The sequence below is a fragment of the Sphingopyxis solisilvae genome (assembly GCF_015475875.1).
GTDB classification, from domain to species: Bacteria; Pseudomonadota; Alphaproteobacteria; order Sphingomonadales; family Sphingomonadaceae; genus Sphingopyxis; species Sphingopyxis solisilvae.
In genome coordinates, this window is sequence record NZ_JADKYM010000025.1 from 1 (window position 1) to 19850 (window position 19850).

A 19850-nucleotide genomic window follows, 5' to 3' on the forward strand; every position below is an offset into this window, starting at 1 on the left:
AACCAAAAAAATCCTCCCCATCGACTTGCGATGGGGAGGGGGACCGCGCCCGAAGGGCGTGGTGGAGGGGCGACAACCTCGCGCCATTACCCCTCCGTCAGCGGCTTGCGCCGCTGCCACCTCCCCATCGCAAGTCGATGGGGAGGATCACCAAATCACGACCTGTACGCTTCCACCGCAATCACCCGCGCCAGCGGCTGCATCGGCATCGCCACCAAACTCACCTCGCCCAAATCCAGCCCCAGCAGCTCACGCGGATTGCCGCCGCGCGCCGCCCTCACCCGATATCCAAAGCTCAACCCCGTCAGCGCCCCGCGCGCCACCAGCCCCGCCGCGGTCGGATGCGTCACCCGCGCGACAACGCGCAGCCCGCGCGCGTCCTCGGCCAATGTCTCGATCACACCAACCACCGCCCCCGGCCGATGCTGCCACAGCAAGGGCACCGCGCGGCGCTCGCGCAAACTCACCGCAAAAGCCCCCGCCCGCACGACATCACCCCCACGATCGACCCGATCGAACACGGCGGCGTAACCCGCGAAACGAATCTCCCCCTGTCGCTTGCGGAAGGGGGTCGGGGGATGGGCCGCGGCATAAGCCCCCCTCATTTGAGCAGCCCGTCGAAACCCAGCCTCATCGCCAGCGCGACGACCAGCAACGCCAGCATCCCGCGCACCGCCCAGTCGACCACCGCCTTCCACGCGCTCGTCTTGGCATCGCGCCACGCGCGCAGCAGCTGGCGCAGATCGCCGACATCCTCGCGCGCCGCTTCATCGGCCAGCCCCAGCCGCGCCAGCGCCCGCCGCGCCCCCAGCTCGCTCGCCTCCTCGACCACCGCCCGCAGCAGCGCGGCATCGAGCGCACCGGAAGCTCCGGCCGCGCCCGTCCCCGCCAGCGCGATCAACCGCGCCAGCGCTTCATCCTCATCCATAGCGAACACTCCCTAAAGCCCGGAAAAATGCGCGCAGAGGCGCAGAGAGCGCAAAGAAACGAAAAAGGGCGGCAAAGCCGCCTCTATTCCCCATCCGTTCGGGCGTGCGCATCTTCAAGGTTAGAGCGCCGCAATCTCTGCGATCTCTGCGCCTCTGCGCGAATCCTTTTCACCCCACCCCCAACAACGCCTTCTTCTCGTCCGCGCTCAGCCAGTCCGCTGCCGACACCTCGTGCCACAGCGCCATCCGGTCCTCGGCCAGCGCCGGAACCTTGTCCAAATCGACCCGCAGCTCGGCCCCCTCGAACCATCCGCGCAGCCCCTGCGCGATGCCGCCCAAAATCTTCCCCACCAGCGGCAACACCGTCAGCCGCCACAGCCCCGGTTCGCCTCGCGATAATTGGCATAGGTCGCATCCCCCGGCAGCCCGAGCAGCATCGGCGGCACCCCGAACGCCATGGCAATCTCGCGCGCGCTCGAATCCTTCAGCGCCAGGAAATCCATCTCGGCGGGCGACAGCGACAGCGCCTGCCACTTCAGGCCACCCTCCAGCAGCAACGGCCGCCCCGCATTCGCCCCGCCCGCAAAACTCTCCGCCAGCTCCTCGCGCAGCCGCTCGACCTGCTCCGCCGACAGCGGCATCCCCTTGTCGCCCGGATCATGCACCAGCGCCCCCGACGGCCGCGCCGCATTGTCCAGCAGCGCCGCGTTCCACTTCGCCGCGGCATTATGCGCCGCAATCGCGCCCGCCGCCGCGCCCAGGCACCCCGCGCCATAATGATCATCGAGCGGATGCAGCGCCTTCACATGCACCACCGCAGTCCGCCCCGCGCCATCCTCGGCGGGCAGCACCACCGCCGACCCGCCCGCCTTGTAGCGATACGCCACGGGCCACCCGCGCGCATCGGCCTCGACCGTCACCCGCTCGGGCCGCAGCGCAAACAGCTCGGCCGGCGCCCCCGCCCCGTCGGTCAAAATCTGCACATAGCCATTGCCGTGCAGCAGCAGCTGCGACGCCAATGTCTCGACCAGCCCCTGCCCGCCCGAGGTCGCCGCGACCAGCGCCGCCAACCCCGGATCGCTCGCCACCAGCGGCGCCATCCCCGCCGCTTCGGCCACCCACCGCACACTGCGCTGGACAATCGCATTGCCCAGATACCCCGCGCGCACCTGCGCCTCGAACGACAAGGGCGCGGGCGCCGACCCCATCACCCCATAAGGCCCATACACCCGCGACAAAGCAGGCCGCGCAGCCCCCTGCGCAGCCTTCCGGCCAAACCAGTTCATGATGTTCTCCTGCATACTCCCCGCTGCCTTGAGGGAGAGGGTTGCGAAGCCTTGCGAGCATGCTCGCTAGGCGAAGCCGGGTGAGGGGGTCCCCCGCTGAACTACGGTTAGCAGCTCATCTACGCTTCGCGGCGTTGATGCCCCAAACCGACGCAAGGATTATGAGCAACAAAATAGCCAGATTAAGTCCCCGCTCTTGCCATCCTCCGGCAAGGTCGCCAGCCAGGCAAAACAAGCAGCCCGTCTGGAGGCTGTAGCTCGCCAAAAAGACCAGCGGTCCGAGCATCAGAAATGCCAGCACGATCAGTGCGATCTTGAGCTTGTCCATGCCCGGTTCCTAACATCACGAACTGGCTTTTCAAACCCGCCTAACCCCCACAACTCTGCCCACCCGCACCCCCTCCAGCAACGCCGCCAGCGCCCAAACGCAAGCATCCGCCCGATCGGGCGACCGCCCCGGCCCCGCATAGCCGCCGCCGATCTGCAACCCGCACAGCTGGTCCTCCAGCTCCACAAACGCCCCCGCATGGACCACCCGCCCGCGCTCATACGCCAGCGCCACCGGTTCCGCCCGCCTTGCCTTGCCGACGCTCGCATGCACCGCGCGCACCGGCAGCGTGCTATCCGCCTGCGCCAGCGTTTCGGCGACCATCTCGCCGCCCATATTGCTCTCCGCCACCACCCGCTCGGCGCTCCAGCGCGCCGCCGCGGCGGCGACCGCCTGCGCCCACACCCCCGGCGCGGCGCGCTTGACGCTCGCATCCTCGACCACTGCCAGCCGTCCGTCGCGCAGCAACGCCGCCACCACGATCCCGCACGCATCGCCGCGTGCGCTCGCCGGCGGATCGACCCCGATCACCACCCGCGCCAGCTTGCCAACACGGTCCGCATCGACCCGGCACCGCTCGATCAATTCCCGCGTCCACAGCGCCCCCTCGACATCCTCGAGCAACTCGCCGTCCAGTTCCTGCCGCCCCAGCCGCGTCCCGCCGTAAATCGCCGCCATCGTCGCCTGCCAGCGCGGCGACAGGTTCAGCCGGTTGCTCGCCGTCGTCCCGCGCGTCACCGCGACCCCCTTTTCCTTCATCAACCGCCGCACCAGCGGAACCCCGCGCGGCGTCGTCGTCGCCACCACCTGCGGCTGCGCGCCTATCCGCATCGTCAGCATCAGATTGTCCCACGCCGCCTCGCCCTGCGGCCATTTGGCGATTTCGTCGCACCATGCCGCTTGATGTTCTGGGCCGCGCAGGCTGTCGGGCTCGGCCGCCGAATAGAGCGTCGCGACCGCGCCATTCGGCCAGGTCAGCCGCCGCAGACTGCTCTCATAATCGGGCCGCCGCGCCTCGGGCGCGATCGCCAGCAAGCCGCTCTCGCCCTCGACCATCACCTGCCGCGCCTCGTGCAATGACGCCGCGACCAGCGCGATCCGCGTCCCCGGCGTCGCTTCCGCAAAGCCGCGCACCCATTCGGCGCCGGTCCGCGTCTTGCCGAAACCGCGCCCCGCCAGCAGCAGCCACACATGCCAGTCGCCCGCGGGCGGGCACTGATCGGCGCGCCGCCACCATGCCCAATCAGTCAGCAGCCTTTCGTATCGGTCGTCGCGAAGCCGTTTGAACCAGGCCTCATATTCCTTGTCCGACAGCGCGTGGACATCGGCCAACCCCCTCAAAAATCGTCGCCCGGCTCGCCACGCGCGGCAGCGGCGTTCGCGCGAATGGCATCCAGCTTCGCGCGCAGCCGCTCTTTCGCACTCCCCTGCGTCCCCGTACCGCCACCCGGCAGCTTCGCCCCGCGCACCGCCGCGCGATGCGCCGCCAGCAACGCCAGCCCCAGCCGATATTTCTGCGCCCGCGATTTCAGCGTCGCATCCTTCACATTGCCGCTCGGCGCCACCAGCGCCTCGGACAGCAACTCGGCCTCCAGCCGCGCAAACCCCTCGCACAGCGCCTCGTGCCACCGCGCCGCAAACCCTTCATTGCGCCGCCGCTCGCGATACATCGCGTTGCCCGTTACCCCCGCCGCGCGCGCCGACGCCGCGACATTCGACGACTCCGCCAGCGCTTCCAGAAACTGCGTCATCTGCGCCGCCCCCGGGCGCACGCTGCGCGTATCCCGGATCGCCGCCTTGCCTGTCTCCACCGCCTTGCCGATCAATGCCACCGCCCGCTCTCCCCAAACGCCAGTCGGGCCGGAACAGCCTCCCGCCAGACGGAAGGCCACCGGCCCGAATCGCAATTCTTCATGATGTGCCACCTGTGCCACATCAGCGTGACGATGTCAAGTAAAATAACCTATATGGTTATCCGGCGCGATAACGCGTAGCGCTTTATTCGCCCTCGCCACCCGCCAGATCGCGCGCAACCTTCGGATCGCGCAGCAATTTTTCGATGTGGCTCGCCTCGTCGAAACTCTCGTCGGCGAGGAATTTCAGCTTCGCGGCATATTTCATCGCCATCCGCTCCGCGACGCTCTTTTGCAGCCAGGCGGTGTTGGTGCGCAGCGCTTTCAGCACCGCCTCCTCGTCCTTGCCCAACAGCGATTTGACGAACACCGTCGCGTGGCGAAGGTCGGGCGACATGCGCACTTCGGTGATGCTCACCGGTTGCTTCGTCAGCACATCGTCATGGACATCGCCGCGCGCGATAATCTCCGACAGGATGTGGCGCACCTGCTCGCCGACGCGCAGCACGCGAACCGATGGCCCCTTGGTTTCTGCCGCCTTCATGCCGCACCCTTCTCCAATTCGTCCAGCTTCGCGACGATCCGCGCGATCGAGCGCATGTTGCGCGCGGTGCCCTTATGCTCCAGCCGCCGTTCGATCATCCGCGCGGTCAATTTGCTGTCGCCGACACCATCGCCATAATCGATATACAGCGCGCGGTCACCCGGCGCGATCCGTTCGTTCGGCCGGATCCACTTGTCGGCGGCCAGGGCGTCGAACTGCGCCTGCGTCGGCTGGCCATCCAGGAACATCGTATGGACGAACTTGTCCTCATTGGTTCCCGCAAACGGATTGTCGGCGATCGCCGCGGCCAGTTCGTCGCGGCTGCGCACCAGCGCCGCGCAATCCATGTCGAACCGGTCGGCGACCATCAGCGTCAGCTTCTCCTCCAGCCCGCGCGTCGGCCGCGCGGGGTGGGAAAAGATGACATTGCCGCTGGCCACCACGGTCTCGACGTCGGCAAAGCCCTCGGCCTCGAACGCCGCACGCAGGTCGGCCATCGTCAACCGGTTGCCGCCGACGTTGATGCTGCCGAACAGCGCGACATAGCGCGGCATGATCGTGCCTCCCGACCGGCGCCGGACGGACGCCGGTTACAGCGTCCGCTCGCGCAGCTCGACCTCGAACACCTCCAGATTGTCGCCCGGCTTGATGTCGTTGGTGTCGGCCAGCACGACGCCGCACTCCAGGCCGGCGCGCACTTCGGCGACATCGTCCTTGAACCGGCGCAGCGACGCGATCGTCGTTGCCGAAACGATGACATCGTCGCGGGTAAGCCGCGCGTGCAGCCCCTTGCGGATCGAACCTTCCAGCACCAGCAGACCCGCGGCCTTGTCGCGCTTGCCTGCCGGGAAGACGTCCTTGACCTCGGCGCGGCCGACGACATTTTCGATCCGCTCCGGACCCAGCTCGCCCGCCATTTCCTTCCGGATTTCGTCGGTCAGGTGATAGATCACGTCATGATACATGAAGCGCACTTTTTCGCGCTTCGCGATCTCGCGCGCCTTGGCGTTCGGGCGGACGTTGAAGCCGATGATCGGCGCGCCGGTGGCGGCAGCCAAGGTCACGTCGCTTTCGGTGATCGCGCCGGCGCCCGACTGGAGCACGCGGACGCGGATCTCGTCGGTCGATATCCTGTTGAGCGCATTCACGATCGCTTCGACCGAACCCTGGACATCGCCCTTGATGACCACCGGATATTCGATGACCTTCGCCTTGTCGGCGAGCGCCTCGAACATGCCCTCGAGGCTGACCGGCGCCTGCACCGTCCGCTTCTTGATCGCTTCGCTCTGACGATAGGCGGCGACCTCGCGGGCGCGCGCCTCATTCTCGACGACGGTCAGCGTATCGCCCGCCATCGGCACCCCGCCCAGGCCGAGCACCTCGACCGGCATCGACGGCGTCGCTTCCTTGATCTGCTTGCCATGGTCGTCGACCAGCGCACGGACGCGGCCGCTTTCGGCGCCGCAGACAAAGATGTCGCCAACCTTGAGCGTCCCGCGACGAACCAGGATCGTCGCGACCGGGCCGCGGCCCTTGTCCAGCTTCGCCTCGATCACCGTGCCTTCGGCATTGCGGTCGGGGTTGGCCTTCAGCTCCATGATCTCGGCCTGCAACGCGATCGCGTCGAGCAGCTTGTCGAGCCCGGTCTTCTTCAGCGCCGATACCTCGACATTCTGGACGTCGCCGCCCATTTCCTCGACCACCAGCTCGTGCTCGAGCAGGCGCTCGCGCACCCGCTGCGGGTTGGCACCGTCCTTGTCGACCTTGTTGATCGCGACGATGATCGGCACCCCGGCCGCCTTGGCATGGTTGATCGCCTCGATCGACTGCGGTTTCAGCCCGTCGTCGGCCGCGACCACCAGAATGACGATGTCGGTAACATTGGCGCCGCGCTGGCGCATGTCGGTGAAGGCTTCGTGGCCCGGCGTGTCGAGGAAGGTGACGAGCGACCCGTCCGGCGTCTTCACCTGATAGGCGCCGATATGCTGGGTGATGCCACCGGCCTCGCCCGCCTGCACATTCGCGCCGCGCAGCGCGTCGAGCAGGCTGGTCTTGCCGTGGTCGACATGGCCCATGATCGTAACCACCGGCGCGCGCGATTTCAGCTGCGCGGCGTCGTCGACATCCTCGTCGTGGCGGATGTCGATGTCGGCTTCGCTGACGCGCTTGATCTCGTGCCCGAACTCGGTGACGAGCAATTCGGCGGTGTCCTGGTCGATCGTCTGGTTGACCGTGACCGGCATCCCCATCTTGAACAGCGCCTTGACCAGATCGGCGCCCTTTTCGGCCATGCGGTTGGCCAGTTCCTGCACCGTGATCGTGTCGGGCACGACGACCTCGCGGACCTGCTTCTCGCGCGGGCCGCTCGACACCATGTGCGAACGCTTCTCCTTTTCGCGCGCGCGCTTCAGCGCCGCCAGGCTGCGCGCGCGCGCGCCCTCGTCCTCGTTCAGCGCGCGCGTGACGGTCAGCTTGCCCGACTGGCGGCGGTTGTCGCCGCCGCGGTTCGCCTTCGGTTCGGGGCGCTTGGGTTCGGGGCGCTTCGGTGCCTCGACCGGGGTAAAGCGACGCGGTGCGGGGGCGGCGGTCGCGGCGCTGCGCGCGGGGACGGCCTCGCCCTCGTCGGCCTTCGCGGGCGGCGCGTCCACTGCGGGCGCGTCCTCGGCGGGGGTCGGGGCGGCGGCGGGCGCGGCAACGGGCTCGGCCTGGCGCGCCTCGGCGCGGGCCTTTTCTTCCTCGGCGGCGCGGGCGCGCGCCATTTCCTCACGGCGGCGCGTTTCCTCGAGCGCGGCCATACGCGCTTCCTCGGCTTCGCGCAGCAGCTGCGCCTGGCGTTCCTGCCGCGTCATCAGGCTGTCATTCTCGCTCGCGCGCGGCGCGGCGGGTTTGGCGGCCGGGACGGGTGCCGGCGCCGGTGCAGGCGCGGCCTTGACCTCTTCGGCTTCGGGTGCAGGCACGGCTTCGCCCGGCCGACCGAGCACGCGGCGGCGCTTCACCTCGACCACCACCGTATTGCGGCGACCGTGGCTGAATTGCTGCTGCACCTGTCCGGCCTCGACCGTCCGCTTCAGCCCCAAAGGCTTGCGGGTCAGCGTCGGTTTGTCCTGTTCGTCACTCATCGAAACTCATCATTCCTTCAAAACGCGTCCGAAGCGGCGGAGCCTGTCGGCGCCGCCCCAATTTTGTCCTCGCCAGCAAGCGGCGGGGCGTGCAGGTCGGAATCGCGGTTGGCCGCGTCCCTACTCCATCCTGTGAAAAACTGCCAGCGGCTCAAGTGCGCCAGCACCCGGTCGGCGGCGCGGGCGTCGGTCAACGCCAGATGCACCGCATTTTCGCGCCCCAATGCCATAGATAGGGTGCCGCGGTCCACCGGCAAGACCAGTCCCTCGCGACCCGACCCTTCGGCGTCCTCGCCGACGCGCCAGGCCTGCGCCAGTTTCTTGCGCCCGTCCTCACCGGCATCGCGGGCATGGAGCAGCATACGCACCTGTCCCTTGCGCGCCGCGGTCTCGATCTTCTCGTTGCCGCTCAGCAAGGTGCCCGCGCGCGCCTCCAGCCCCAACCGGTCGAGCGTCGCGCGCGCGAGCTGCGCTTCGATCCGCGCGCCCAGATCGTCTGGGATGGTAAAATGGCTGTCCTGCAACGCCCGCACCAGCCCGCCCTTCAGCTTGCCCTTCGCCTGCGCCGCTTCCAGCGCGGCGCGCGTCACGCCGATCCACGCCCCGCGCCCCGGCGCCTTGCCATGGACGTCAGGCGCAATATCGCCGTCGGGGCTGAGCGCCAGACGCACAAGCCTTTCGGCCGGCGAAACCTCGCCGGTGATGACGCAGCGCCGCTCGGGCGCATGCTGGCCGCGCCGACCAGCGCGGTCTGGTTCGCTCAGCTGATCATTGTGCGGGGTCCGCATCAGCGGCCTCCCCGGTTGCCGGTTCGTCGTCGAACCAGTGCGCGCGCGCCGCCATGATGATCTCGTTGCCCTGTTCTTCGCTCAGGCCGAATTCGCCCAGCACGCCGCCCTTGTCCTCGGCGCGCTCGCTGCGCGCCGGGCCGCGGCGGTTGTCGGTGCGCTTCTTGGCGATCAGCTCGTCGGTGGCGAGGTCGGCGAGGTCGTCGAGCGTCTTGATCCCCGCCTTGCCCAGCACGACCAGCATCGCTTCAGTCAGGTGCGGGATGTCGGCCAGATCATCCTCGACGCCCAGCTCGCGGCGTTCGGCGCGCGAGGCTTCCTCGCGGCGCTCCAGCCCTTCGAGCGCGCGGCTCTGCAGTTCCTGCGCCAGTTCGTCGTCGAACCCTTCGATGCTCGCCAGTTCGTCGATGCCGACATAGGCGACTTCTTCCAGCTCGCTGAAACCTTCGGCGACCAGCAGCTGCGCCAGCGTTTCGTCGACGTCCAGCTCTTCCTGGAACATCGTCGAACGCTCGACGAATTCGCGCTGGCGCTTTTCGCTCGCGTCGGCCTCGGTCATGATGTCGATCTGGCTGCCGGTCAGCTGGCTGGCCAGACGGACATTCTGGCCGCGGCGACCGATGGCGAGGCTCAGCTGGTCGTCGGGGACAACGACTTCGATGCGGCTGTCATCTTCGTCGATGACGACGCGCTGGACCGTCGCCGGCTGAAGCGCGTTGACGACGAAGGTCGCGGTGTCTTCGGACCAGGGGATGATGTCGATCTTTTCGCCCTGCATTTCCTGGACGACCGCCTGAACGCGGCTGCCCTTCATGCCGACGCAGGCGCCGACGGGGTCGATGCTGCCGTCATAGCTGATGACGCCGATCTTGGCGCGCGAACCCGGGTCGCGGGCGGCGGCCTTGATCTCGATGATCCCGTCGTAAATTTCGGGGACTTCCTGCGCGAACAGCTTCTTCATGAAGTCGGGGTGCGCGCGCGAAAGGAAAATCTGCGGCCCGCGCGTTTCGCTGCGCACCGACAGGATGAGCGCGCGGACGCGGTCGCCGACGCGCATCAATTCGCGCGGGATCTGCTGGTCGCGGCGGATGACGCCCTCGGCGCGGCCCAGGTTGACGACGATATGGCCGAATTCGACCGACTTCACGACGCCCGTGATCAGCTCGCCGGCGCGATCCTTGAATTCTTCATATTGGCGCGCGCGGTCGGCTTCGCGGACCTTCTGGAAAATGACCTGCTTCGCCGACTGCGCGTCGATGCGGCCCAGGTCGACCGCGGGCAGCGGGTCGACGATGAAGTCGCCGAGCTGGGCGTCCTTCTGCAACTTCTGGCCCGCGGCCAGATCGACCTGCTTGAAATAATCCTCGACCGCCTCGACAACCTCGACGACGCGCCACAGGCGCAGGTCGCCGGTCTGCGGGTCCAGCTTGGCGCGAATGTCATTCTCGGCGCCGTAACGGGCGCGCGCGGCACGCTGGATCGCTTCCTCGATCGCCTCGATGACGATGCCCTTGTCGATCATCTTCTCGCTGGCGACGCTGTTGGCAATCGCGAGCAGCTCGGCCTTGTTGGCGGAAATGGCAGTGGCCATCAGTCCTGTCCTTCTTCTTCCAGTTCGTCCGCACCCTCGACCGAGAGCGGAACGGTTGCGGCAATCAATTTGTCGGTCAGCACCAGCTTCGCCGTGTCGATCGCGTCGAACGGCAACGGATGCTGCACCCCTTCCTTGTCCAAAATCATGACGGTATCGCCGTCGATCCCGACCAGCTCGCCGTTGAAGCGCTGGCGTCCGTCGCGCTTCTCTTTCAGCGCGATCTTCGCCTCATGGCCCGCCCAGTCGGCGAAGTCGGCGCGGCGCGTCAGCGGCCGGTCAATGCCCGGCGACGACACCTCGAGCCGGTACGCTTGCTCGATCGGGTCCTTGCCCGCTTCCTCCAGCGCGTCGAGCCGGTCCGAGATGCGGCGCGACAGGTCGGCGCAATCCTCGATCGTCAGCTGGCGCGTCTCGGGCCGTTCGGCCATCACCTGCAACGTCGGGTCGCTCTCGCCCCCGAAAAAGGCGACGCGCACCAGCGCGAGGCCCATCGCCTCGGCTTCAGGCGCGATGATCGCGTTCAGGGCGTCCAGATCGACCAAGTTATTCTTTCAAATCGGGTGACCGGAAAGCATGTGGGTATCGCCGCCGCGGCCCGCGGCCCCGACGTCCCAACTGGCTGACCATGTCAAGAAGTAGGCCGCATATAGGCAGCACAGCGTGAGTCGGCAAGGGAAAATGGGCACGACGAACTGCGCCGCGATTATCCGATATGTTCGACCTCGATGTGCGGCCAGCGCGCCGTCAGCTGCGCCGCCCAGCGGTCGGGCGGCCAGGGAACGACCTCGGCATCGAACCAGAACAGCCGGTCGCCCGCAAGGTCGTACAGGTGAATCTCGTCGGCGCTGTCGTCCTGGCGGACGATCCGAACGCGGCCGATGCGTGAGGGGTGAATGCGCCCCTCGTCGCCGCCGCTCGCACCGATCCGGCCCTGCCACCAGATCAGCTCGCCGGTCGACGGATCGATCCGGCTGCCGCGATTGGGGTTCGCGAGCAGCGCCAACCCGGCGCCGAGCGCGAACAGGGCGCCCATTCCCTGCGCCAGCGGCACCAGCCAGGGCGCGCATTCGCGGCCGTCGGCGCTGCAATTGTCCGCCGGGTCGATCGTCGAACCGGCACAGAAAAACAGCGCTCCGACGGCCAACAAAAGCCACAGTCGAAAATCACTCCGCGCGCTGCGCCAATAGGATGGAAATGGGGGGTCGGCCATTGCGGCGGTCTACCGCAGAGCGCTCAACACAATGCTAACAACCGCGGCGCCTTACGTCCCGCTGCGGAACAGGCAACCGATGCTGCAACATTTTGTTGGCGTTTGCGCGTATAAGGCGATCGGCGCCCGTCCCTGCGAATCATTGCGGGGGGCGCCGATGGAATAAGACACACGCATGAAGCCCGAACTGTCCCTGACCGCCCGCTCGACGTGGCGCGATCCGCCGCCCGAAAGGCCGGCGGGGCCGGGTCGCGGGTTCTGGGCCGCGATGGCGGCAGCGGTCATCGTCGCCTGTCTCGCGATGCTGCTGGCAAGCGGGCAGTTGCGCCCGCCTGCGATGTTCGGCCCGTACAGCGTCACTGTCCCGCTCGACTTTCGCGCCTATGATCCGGCGCGCTGGGCGATCATGAATGCAGAAGACTATCAGGACGCGCTCAAGATCGACCCGACGCTGCCCGATCCGGCGAGCATCGGATACGGGGATGCGGCGGCGCTGCCCCCCGTCGATCCGGCCCAATTGCGCGGCCAGGCGCTGGTCGGCCCGCCAGCCGCCTCTTATGCCTTTCGCGGCATCACCGCGCTCGACCGCGAGCGTGCCCATTATTGCCTGACCGCCGCCATCTATTACGAAGCGGCATCCGAAACCGACGACGGCATGCGCGGCGTCGCGCAAACCGTGCTCAACCGCGTCCGCCACCCCAGCTTTCCCAACACGGTTTGCGGCGTCGTGTTCCAGGGGTCGGAGCGGGCGGGCGTGTGCCAGTTCACCTTCAGCTGCGACGGCGCGATGGCGCGCAACCCGAGCAAGGGCAACTGGCTGCGCGCCAGCCGGGTCGCCTCTGCGGCGCTTGGCGGTTATGTCTTTCCGGGCGTCGGGCTTGCCACCCATTACCACACCACCGCGATCTGGCCGCGCTGGGGTAAAAGCCTGGTCATGACCAATATCGTCGGCGCGCATATCTTCCACCGCTGGCGTGGCCGCTGGGGCATGCCCGACGCGTTCCGCGCGCCCTATCCCGGCCGCGAGCCCGTGCCGGGTCCCTATCTGCCGCTGGCGCAGCAGCTCGCGATCCTGAAGGGTCAGGGATTGCCCCCCGGCGCGGGACCGGCGCCGCTGCTGACCGGTCCGGCAGCCACCCTGCCCGACGTCGCGCCGGCCCCGCTGCCCGGCGCCATGACGTCGGATCCGCCGGTTGCCGCGCCCGCAGCGGCTGCGGTCGCCGCACCGACCTATGCCGACCCGCGGCTCAACCAGTCGGGCCAGATCCGCGAGGAATTTCGCAGCAGCGGCGAGTGGAAACGCTGACCGGAAAGGTCTAGGCTGCCATCCGGACGACGGGGAGGCTGCGATGGGACATGTCAAAGGTATCGGCGGGTTGTTTTTTCGGGCGCGCGATCCCGATGCGCTCAACGCCTGGTACAAGGAACGGCTGGGCATCGGCGCCGGCTGCAACGCCGACGACACCGGACCGGTCAACGAATGGGTGTGGAACGTCACCGCCGGCCCGCTGGTGTTCAGCGCGTTCAAGGCCGACACCGATTATTTTGCTGCCGACAGGCAACATATGCTGAACCTGCGCGTCGACGACCTCGACGCGGTTCTCGCGCCATTCCGCGAAGCCGGCGAGGAAATCATCACCAAGCCCGAATGGGACGACCCGGCCGTCGGCCGCTTCGCGCGCGTCCACGATCCTGAGGGCAATCCGATCGAATTGTGGGAACCGCCGCAGACCTGATTTGCAAGGGCGACGGGGCGCGGCAGGTTTCGACCGGTAGCGGCCATAAGATCCTCCCCGCTTGCGGGGAGGGGGACCACCGCCGCAGGCGGTGGTGGAGGGGGTTATCGGCCTGACGCGCCGCCGAAGGACGCCACCCCCCTCCGTCAGCGCTTCGCGCTGCCACCTCCCCACAAGTGGGGAGGATTTAACGTCAACTCCCCACCCCGAAGCGGGCGCTATGCAAAAGGTAACAACCGCAAGCCTTGACGGATCGGCCGGCGCCGAAGCCGACGCGCTTTACCGTCCCTGGCTGCGCCAGCGTTTGACCACGCGCTCAAGGATTTCCGCCTCGCCGCCCGTCTCGCGCCACAGCTTGGAGAACAGCGGATCGCTCGACGCGGGGCGCTTTTCCTCTTCCAGCGTGTCGAGATAGACGCGGATCGGAATCGACACGCCCTCGCCGCACACGATGCACTCGCGGTTGCGCAGCGCCGGGATCGAATCGATGAACCCGCGCGCGCCTTCGGGCATCGCCGCCTTGACGAAATGCTGGTCGCGCTCGTTGTTGAGGCGCATCGAGATGATCGTGCCGCATTGCGACAGCACGCCTTCGGCCAGGTCGGACGGGCGCTGGGTGATCAGGCCCAGCGACACGCCATATTTGCGGCCTTCTTTCGCGATCCGTTCCAGTATCTTGCGCACCGCCTGCCCGCTGCCGACGTCCTTCGACGGAATGTAGCGATGCGCTTCCTCGCAAACGAGCAGGATCGGGCGCTGCGGCTCGCCGCGCGACCAGATCGCATAGTCGAAGGTCAGACGCGACAACACCGCGACGACGACGCCGGTGATGTCCGACGGGACACCCGACACGTCGATGATCGAGATCGGCCGGCCGTCCGACGGCAGGCGGAAAATCTTGCCGAGAAAGCTCGCCATCGTGTCGGCGACCAGCATCCCCGAGAACATGAAATTATAGCGCGGGTCGGCGCGCATTTCCTCGATCTTGCCCTTGATCCGCATGAACGGCGCCGACGAGGTGGCCTTGTCGAGCTTCCCCATTTCGTTGGTCAGGATGCTGAGCAGGTCGGAAAGCAGATAGGGGATCGGCGAATCGACCGTGATCTTGGTCATGCCCTCGGCCAGCCGGTTCTTGGTCCGCGCCTGGAGCAGACAGCGCGACAGCACGTCGCAGTCGGCCTGACGGTCGCGGCCCTCGGCGGTCACGAAAACCTCGCAATGTTCCTCGAAATTCATCAGCCAATAGGGCATGGCGAGGTTGTCGACGTCGAACAGCGCGCCGGTGCCCTTGAACGCCGCCGAATATTCGCCGTGCGGATCGATCATCACGATGTGGCCCTGCGGCGCGAGTTCGCAGATCTTGTGCAGGATCAGCGCGGCGCTGGTCGATTTACCGGTCCCGGTCGATCCGAGCAGCGCAAAATGCTTGCCCAGCATCGCGTCGACATAGAGCGAGCCGCGAATATCCTTGGTCGGATAGACGGTGCCGATTTCGACATGCGCGCGCTCGTCGGCGGCGTAAATCTGTTTGAGGTCGTTGCTCGTCGCTGCAAACACCTGGCTGCCCGGGATCGGATAGCGGGTGACGCCGCGGCGGAAATTCGAAATGCGGCCGGTGATCTTTTCTTCTTCGCCTTCGCCCAGAAAGTCGATCGTCGCGACGATCAGCCCTTCGCCGCGTTCGTGCAGCTGCTGGTCGCGAATGCTGGCGATCAGCCAGACAGTGCCGACCCGCACCTTGACCTGCGCGCCGACCTGCCCCGCCATTGCCAGCGCGGCATCGGTCGATCCCGACAATTTGCCGATGATCGCCGCGTCGAGCAGGATGCGCGACGCCGAGCCGGAAATATCGATCACCTCGCCGATCATCAGATCGTCGCGACGATGGCCGGCAACCGGCGCGACCGTCGCAGCAGCGCCGCCGCCCGCGAGCCGGACATGCTGTGCCGCGGTCGAATCTCCGGCGGGAAACCCGCCCCCTTGCATATCCATCAATTTGCCCCGCCTGTCATGGTCCCGGCGGCGCTTATCGCAGGCGAGAGTAAATATAGGTTAAAGGCGGCTCAACGACGGCGGAAGATCGCGGCCGCGGCATAGCCCAGCAGCAAGGACAGGATCACCGCGGTCAGCCCATAGAGAAACCCGTGCCGCTCCGCCGCCAGCGCGACGAACCGCTCGAATCCGGCCTTGCGGATCTGGACATCGCGCGAAGCGACCGCGAGCACGCGGCCGCGGCTGATCAGAAAGGTTTCGGCGCGATAGGTCCCGACCGGTACCCGCGCTGGAACGGGGATGCGGGCGCGATACAGCACCCCTTCGGTGATCTCGACCGCCGCCGGATTTTCATAGAACAGCCCCAGTCGCCGATACAGGTCGGTCAGCCCCGCCTCGAAGCGTTCGAGCTTGCTGGCCTCGGAAAATTCGCTCGGCGACATCGACAGATTGGCGAGGCCAAGCTCAAAGATCGCCGCGGTGCGTTCGTCGACCAGCTTGTCGATCGGCCGCGACGACCCGATCGCGTAAAAACCCGGCGAGGTGCGCAGCCGGATGCTGCTCGCATTGACCCAGATGCCCGCCACCCGCCGCTTTTCGCGCAGCACGATGGGACGCACCGGCCCTTTCAACACGACGACAATGTCGGCACGATCGTCGGGCAGCCGCTGCCCGGGATACAGGATTGCGCCGAACAGCAGCAATTCCTCGCCGGTGAAGCTGTACTGGATGTCGATCGCGCGGCTTGATACATCGGGGACCAGTCGCGGGTCGTCGCTTTGCGCCGCGGCGGTCAGCGGCGCCAGTGCGGCGAGCCACAACAGCAAGGCGGCCGCGCACCTCATTGCACCGAATAGATTTCGCCGGGCCGGATGAACAGGCCGACCGCCATCTGCAACGCGACCAGCAGGACGATCGCGGCGAGCACCAGCCGCAGATATTCGGGCCGCGCCCGCTGCGCAAAACGCGCGCCGAACTGTGCACCGGTGACGCTGCCCAGCAACAGCAGCACCGCCAATACGATATCGACCGCGCCGGTTGTCATGGCGTGAACCATCGTCGTCGCGATGGTCACGAACAGGATCTGGAACAGCGAGGTGCCGACGACGACCTGCGTCCCCATCCCCAGCAGATACAGCATTGCGGGGACCATGATGAACCCGCCGCCGACGCCAAGCAGCATCGTCAGCACCCCGACGGCGGCGCCGAGCAACAGCGGCGCGAGCGGCGAGATATACAGGCCCGAGCGATAGAAGCGCCAGCGCATCGGCAGGTTGGCGACCATCGGATGGTGGCGCCGCTTGCGCGCCGGTGGTGGCAGTCCCGCCTGTACGGCGCGATAGCTGAGCCATGCCTCGCGACCCATAAAAGTGCCGACGGTGCCGAGCAGCACCACATAAAGAATGGAAATCACCGTATCGATCTGTCCCCAGGCGGTGAACAGCTCGAACAGCGCGGCGCCGATCAGTGATCCGACCAGCCCCCCCGCCACCAGCACCGCGCCCATCCGCAAATCGACGCCGTCGCGTTCGAGATGTGCAAGCACCCCGGAGACGCTGGCACCGGTAACCTGCGTCGCCGCCGATGCCGCCGCCACGGTCGGCGGAATACCGTAAAAGATCAGCAACGGGGTGGTCAGAAAGCCGCCGCCCACCCCGAACATGCCCGACAGGAAACCCACCCCGCCGCCCAGCAGCACGATGACCAGCGCATTGACCGACAGATTGGCGACGGGAAGATAAAGGTCCATGGCCCCGAACAGACTTCAACGGCGCCGGAACAGCGCCGATTGCCAAAACCGTAGACGATTTTTTCGGGGCGGGGAATCGCCTCCGCGCTATATTTTGCCGCGGTTTAGAAGTCGGTCGCCAGCGTCAGCGCCAGCCCGCTTTCGGGCTGCGCGTCGCCCGCGACGCGTTGTCGCCAGTCGAGGGCGATCCGGCTGCCCTCGCCGACTTGCGGCAGGCGCACCGTCACCCGCGGCCCGACGTCCAGCCGCGCCGCGCCGGGCTGGACCGCCCCTGCTGCCAGCGCACCGAACCGCACCGGCGTCGCCTCGTCGGGCCCGACCCGGCGGTCGACAACCACCGCGCCGTCGGCGAAGCCGTCGCGCCGCCGCGCACCGACGATGCCCGCCTGCGCATAGGCCTCGAGACGAAAATCATGGGGTAATGTAACATCGCCGACCCCGCCTGTCACCATGGCGGCGAGCGCGGTTCGTCCGTCGCGCCCCGCCGCCAGCCGTTGCTCGACCGCCAGGTCCACCGGCCAGCGCGCAACCGGCGCAATGGCCAGACCGAACGCGACTTCGCGCTGCTGGATCCGCTGCACGGCCAGCGTGGCGCGGCCATACACGCGTGTCCGGCCGCTGTCGCCCAGTCCATAGGCGAGACGAAGCCCCGCCTGGCTGCCGCCGAGCTGGCCCGCCGCTGCGATCCCGTCGGGAGCCGCCCGCCCGCCGTCGCGCAGGTACAGCCAGCCGCCGAGCGACCAGCCCGCCATCTGCCGACGCATCCAGAACGGCTTGCCTTGGCCCGGCGGCGCCTGCTGCGCGGCAGCGACCGGATACCAGTCGGCGCGGCTGTTGCGCATCGCCGACTGTATCGCGCCGCCCGGTCGCTCGGGAAACAGCCGCGCAATCAGCGCCGCGCGCAGGCCATGGCGGTCGGCCCCGCCCGAATCGCCGACCGGACGCTCGACCGACAGGCCGGTGGTACGGGCAACCCCGTCCCGCGCCGCCATCGCCGCGCTGCGGCCCGTCATCCACGCCTGACCCGTCGCACCCTCGCGCCCGTGCGTGGGTGCGGCAGGGTCGCTGCTCCACGCCACGACAGGGACCGTTGGCGGCGGCGCCAGCCGCAGGGGTGGCGCCGGAACCGCGGGCGCCGGGACTTGCGGACTCCAGTGCGCCGCAACGCGGAGCACTGTCCATCCGCCGACACACAACAACAGAAAGCGCAACGGCCGCGCCTCGCGCGCCATCGCTGTGCCGCGCAGCATCATCGCGCGACGGTCACGACGGCGACGGCATCCGCGCCATCGCTGGCCGTTTCGCATTCGCGATGCTCGGTCTTGTCCCAGACCACTTCGCCCGACCGCAGCATCCGCCAATAGATCGTCATTGCGCGCCGTGCCGCAAGGATGGCCATGACATTGGCGACAAAGGCGCGCGGCACTGCCCGAACGCCCTCGCGCCAGCCATAGCAGCGCGCAGCAAACAGGCTGCGCATCGCGAGTCGCCACATCAGCAACATGGCATTCAGGGCCAGCAACATCGCGGTCCCTTCGCCGACATCGATCGCCGACCAGCCGAGCAGCGCCTGTCCGGCCCAGCCAAACACGGTCAGCAGCAGCCCTGCATAGGCGGCGAGCAGAACCAGCGCCGCCAATGGCGCACGGCGGTCGCGCCACAGCATCCAGCGCGCCATCCACAAGCGCCCGGGCTCCACGTCGCCTGCGCGCAGCCGCGACCCCGGCCAGCCCAGATGGTCCCATCCCGCCAGCGCAATCCCCGCGATCCAGCGTGCCTTTTGCCGCACCGCCGCGTCGGCACGGCCCGGAAAGGCGCCACGCGACACGATGCGACTACCCTCTGGCCCGACGCAATCGACAAAACGCGCCCGCAACCCATAGGCGCCGATCAACATCCCGATCTCATAATCTTCGGTCAGGCTGTTGCAGCGAAACGGCTCGCCACCGCGATCGATTGCCAGCAGCGCCAGCGTGTGCCGCGTCATCGCACATCCGACCCCCGCCGATGGCAGCGGCATCCCGAGCCGCGATCGCACCACCATTTCCTTGCCATGCGCTTCGGCGAATTCGTCGCCATAATGACCGCCGATCCAGCGCGCGCCGGGCGCGATGATGGGAACGACCGGAATCTGGACCATCGCGCAGTCCGCCAAGTGGCGTCGATACAGAGCGATCTCGCGTGGATGTACATGATCCTCGGCATCGTGCAGCACGATGGCGGCAAAACGGAAACCCTCGGCGCGTTCGTCCTCGCCCATCGCCGCCCACAGACCGTTCAGATTGTCGCCCTTCGTCGTCGGGCCATCGCGCTCGCTCACCACCAGCCGCAGCCGGCGGTCGCGCGCGACCAGCGGCGAAATCGCGAACAAGGTCGCCGCATCGTTGGGATAGCAGCCGATATAGATGCGTATATCTTCGCCCTCCCACGCCGCCAGCGCGCGGCGCAGCGTGGCCGACAGGATTTGATGCTCGTCCCACGCGGGCAGAAAGACCGCAAAGCGACCCGGCAGCAGACCTGTCCCGCGCATTGCGTCCGGAGCACCGCCGCGCGTTCCCAGCCACAGCGCGTCGAAAAACAGATCGTCGAGGCCGATCAGCAATATGCCGACCGATGCGAACAGCATCAGTTCATAGCCGGCCCCCTGCACCAGCCATTCCAGCCATGCGGTCGATAGCTCCACCCACCAGCCCCGTGATACCGTGACGTCACGTCACCGCC

The 19850-nt window shown here is 67.6% G+C and carries 19 protein-coding genes and 1 pseudogene; 2 read left to right on the forward strand and 18 right to left on the reverse strand.

From position 1 onward, the window contains the following. Positions 1–155 precede the first annotated feature (155 nt). The 13 genes and pseudogenes from IR187_RS14420 to IR187_RS14480 all read right to left on the reverse strand — a co-directional run bounded on the left by IR187_RS14420 (position 156) and on the right by IR187_RS14480 (position 11588). Positions 156–605: an HK97 family phage prohead protease gene (locus tag IR187_RS14420; RefSeq protein ID WP_194955281.1), complete on the reverse strand. Its 450-nt coding sequence runs from the start codon at positions 603–605 to the stop codon at positions 156–158. Then, positions 602–928 (reverse strand): DUF6127 family protein, encoded by a 327-nt coding sequence (locus IR187_RS14425; RefSeq protein ID WP_194955282.1) that lies wholly within the window; start codon positions 926–928, stop codon positions 602–604. Before IR187_RS14425 ends, IR187_RS14420 begins: the two co-directional genes overlap by 4 nt. A gap of 169 nt (positions 929–1097) precedes the next feature. Next, a pseudogene (locus tag IR187_RS14430) lies at positions 1098–2215 on the reverse strand (phage portal protein). 115 nt (positions 2216–2330) lie between these two features. Continuing rightward, positions 2331–2543 (reverse strand): hypothetical protein, encoded by a 213-nt coding sequence (locus IR187_RS14435; RefSeq protein WP_194955283.1) that lies wholly within the window; start codon positions 2541–2543, stop codon positions 2331–2333. Between the two features lie 30 nt (positions 2544–2573). After that, entirely contained in the window at positions 2574–3884 is a 1311-nt protein-coding gene (locus IR187_RS14440) for a DNA-packaging protein (RefSeq protein WP_194955284.1), read from the reverse strand. Then, positions 3881–4477, reverse strand: coding sequence for a hypothetical protein (locus IR187_RS14445; RefSeq protein WP_324187701.1), 597 nt, complete (start codon positions 4475–4477; stop codon positions 3881–3883). The genes IR187_RS14440 and IR187_RS14445 overlap by 4 nt, the downstream gene beginning before the upstream one ends. Before the next feature lie 64 nt (positions 4478–4541). Continuing rightward, a complete protein-coding gene (rbfA, locus tag IR187_RS14450) occupies positions 4542–4940 on the reverse strand; it encodes a 30S ribosome-binding factor RbfA (RefSeq protein WP_194955285.1) in 399 nt (132 codons plus the stop codon). Then, positions 4937–5494, reverse strand: a complete 558-nt coding sequence (locus IR187_RS14455; protein WP_194955286.1) for a DUF1697 domain-containing protein — start codon at positions 5492–5494, stop codon at positions 4937–4939. Before IR187_RS14455 ends, rbfA begins: the two co-directional genes overlap by 4 nt. A 36-nt stretch (positions 5495–5530) precedes the next feature. Continuing rightward, on the reverse strand, positions 5531–8059 hold the full coding sequence (gene infB / locus IR187_RS14460; protein WP_194955287.1) for a translation initiation factor IF-2: 2529 nt from the start codon (positions 8057–8059) through the stop codon (positions 5531–5533). Positions 8060–8076: 17 nt separating this feature from the next. Beyond that, positions 8077–8847 carry a DUF448 domain-containing protein gene (locus IR187_RS14465; protein WP_194955288.1) on the reverse strand — a complete coding sequence of 257 codons (771 nt, stop codon included), beginning with the start codon at positions 8845–8847 and terminating at the stop codon, positions 8077–8079. After that, positions 8828–10438, reverse strand: coding sequence for a transcription termination factor NusA (gene nusA, locus IR187_RS14470; RefSeq protein ID WP_194955289.1), 1611 nt, complete (start codon positions 10436–10438; stop codon positions 8828–8830). Before nusA ends, IR187_RS14465 begins: the two co-directional genes overlap by 20 nt. Then, positions 10438–10983, reverse strand: coding sequence for a ribosome maturation protein RimP (gene rimP / locus IR187_RS14475; protein ID WP_194955290.1), 546 nt, complete (start codon positions 10981–10983; stop codon positions 10438–10440). The genes nusA and rimP overlap by 1 nt, the downstream gene beginning before the upstream one ends. A 161-nt stretch (positions 10984–11144) precedes the next feature. After that, entirely contained in the window at positions 11145–11588 is a 444-nt protein-coding gene (locus IR187_RS14480) for a hypothetical protein (RefSeq protein ID WP_194955291.1), read from the reverse strand. Positions 11589–11826: 238 nt separating this feature from the next. Here IR187_RS14480 and IR187_RS14485 point away from each other — a divergent pair, with 238 nt between their 5' ends. Both IR187_RS14485 and IR187_RS14490 read left to right on the forward strand, forming a co-directional pair. Further along, positions 11827–12957, forward strand: coding sequence for a cell wall hydrolase (locus IR187_RS14485; protein ID WP_194955292.1), 1131 nt, complete (start codon positions 11827–11829; stop codon positions 12955–12957). A gap of 43 nt (positions 12958–13000) precedes the next feature. After that, positions 13001–13387, forward strand: coding sequence for a VOC family protein (locus IR187_RS14490; protein WP_194955293.1), 387 nt, complete (start codon positions 13001–13003; stop codon positions 13385–13387). Positions 13388–13666: 279 nt separating this feature from the next. On the opposite strand, the gene IR187_RS14495 is transcribed toward IR187_RS14490, so the two are convergent. The 5 genes from IR187_RS14495 to IR187_RS14515 form a co-directional block, all read right to left on the reverse strand. Further along, a complete protein-coding gene (locus IR187_RS14495; RefSeq protein WP_228765966.1) occupies positions 13667–15256 on the reverse strand; it encodes an ATP-binding protein in 1590 nt (529 codons plus the stop codon). 194 nt (positions 15257–15450) lie between these two features. Then, positions 15451–16224, reverse strand: a complete 774-nt coding sequence (locus IR187_RS14500; RefSeq protein WP_194955295.1) for a TIGR02186 family protein — start codon at positions 16222–16224, stop codon at positions 15451–15453. Beyond that, positions 16221–17129 (reverse strand): sulfite exporter TauE/SafE family protein, encoded by a 909-nt coding sequence (locus IR187_RS14505; protein WP_194955296.1) that lies wholly within the window; start codon positions 17127–17129, stop codon positions 16221–16223. Before IR187_RS14505 ends, IR187_RS14500 begins: the two co-directional genes overlap by 4 nt. A 104-nt stretch (positions 17130–17233) precedes the next feature. Beyond that, positions 17234–18382 (reverse strand): hypothetical protein, encoded by a 1149-nt coding sequence (locus tag IR187_RS14510; RefSeq protein ID WP_194955297.1) that lies wholly within the window; start codon positions 18380–18382, stop codon positions 17234–17236. Further along, complete coding sequence (locus IR187_RS14515) at positions 18379–19812, reverse strand: glycosyl transferase family protein (protein WP_194955298.1); 1434 nt, start codon at positions 19810–19812, stop codon at positions 18379–18381. Before IR187_RS14515 ends, IR187_RS14510 begins: the two co-directional genes overlap by 4 nt. Positions 19813–19850 lie beyond the last annotated feature (38 nt).

Excerpts from the sequence above, each read along its gene's own strand:
- IR187_RS14420 (WP_194955281.1), bottom strand. The coding sequence starts at position 605 with ATGAGGGGGGCTTATGCCGCGGCCCATCCCCCGACCCCCTTCCGCAAG.
- rbfA (WP_194955285.1), bottom strand. The coding sequence starts at position 4,940 with ATGAAGGCGGCAGAAACCAAGGGGCCATCGGTTCGCGTGCTGCGCGTC.
- IR187_RS14490 (WP_194955293.1), top strand. The coding sequence starts at position 13,001 with ATGGGACATGTCAAAGGTATCGGCGGGTTGTTTTTTCGGGCGCGCGAT.
- IR187_RS14465 (WP_194955288.1), bottom strand. The coding sequence starts at position 8,847 with ATGCGGACCCCGCACAATGATCAGCTGAGCGAACCAGACCGCGCTGGT.
- IR187_RS14505 (WP_194955296.1), bottom strand. The coding sequence starts at position 17,129 with ATGGACCTTTATCTTCCCGTCGCCAATCTGTCGGTCAATGCGCTGGTC.
- IR187_RS14425 (WP_194955282.1), bottom strand. The coding sequence starts at position 928 with ATGGATGAGGATGAAGCGCTGGCGCGGTTGATCGCGCTGGCGGGGACG.
- IR187_RS14495 (WP_228765966.1), bottom strand. The coding sequence starts at position 15,256 with ATGATCGGCGAGGTGATCGATATTTCCGGCTCGGCGTCGCGCATCCTG.
- IR187_RS14500 (WP_194955295.1), bottom strand. The coding sequence starts at position 16,224 with ATGAGGTGCGCGGCCGCCTTGCTGTTGTGGCTCGCCGCACTGGCGCCG.
- IR187_RS14455 (WP_194955286.1), bottom strand. The coding sequence starts at position 5,494 with ATGCCGCGCTATGTCGCGCTGTTCGGCAGCATCAACGTCGGCGGCAAC.
- nusA (WP_194955289.1), bottom strand. The coding sequence starts at position 10,438 with ATGGCCACTGCCATTTCCGCCAACAAGGCCGAGCTGCTCGCGATTGCC.
- IR187_RS14510 (WP_194955297.1), bottom strand. The coding sequence starts at position 18,382 with ATGATGCTGCGCGGCACAGCGATGGCGCGCGAGGCGCGGCCGTTGCGC.
- IR187_RS14485 (WP_194955292.1), top strand. The coding sequence starts at position 11,827 with ATGAAGCCCGAACTGTCCCTGACCGCCCGCTCGACGTGGCGCGATCCG.
- infB (WP_194955287.1), bottom strand. The coding sequence starts at position 8,059 with ATGAGTGACGAACAGGACAAACCGACGCTGACCCGCAAGCCTTTGGGG.
- IR187_RS14435 (WP_194955283.1), bottom strand. The coding sequence starts at position 2,543 with ATGGACAAGCTCAAGATCGCACTGATCGTGCTGGCATTTCTGATGCTC.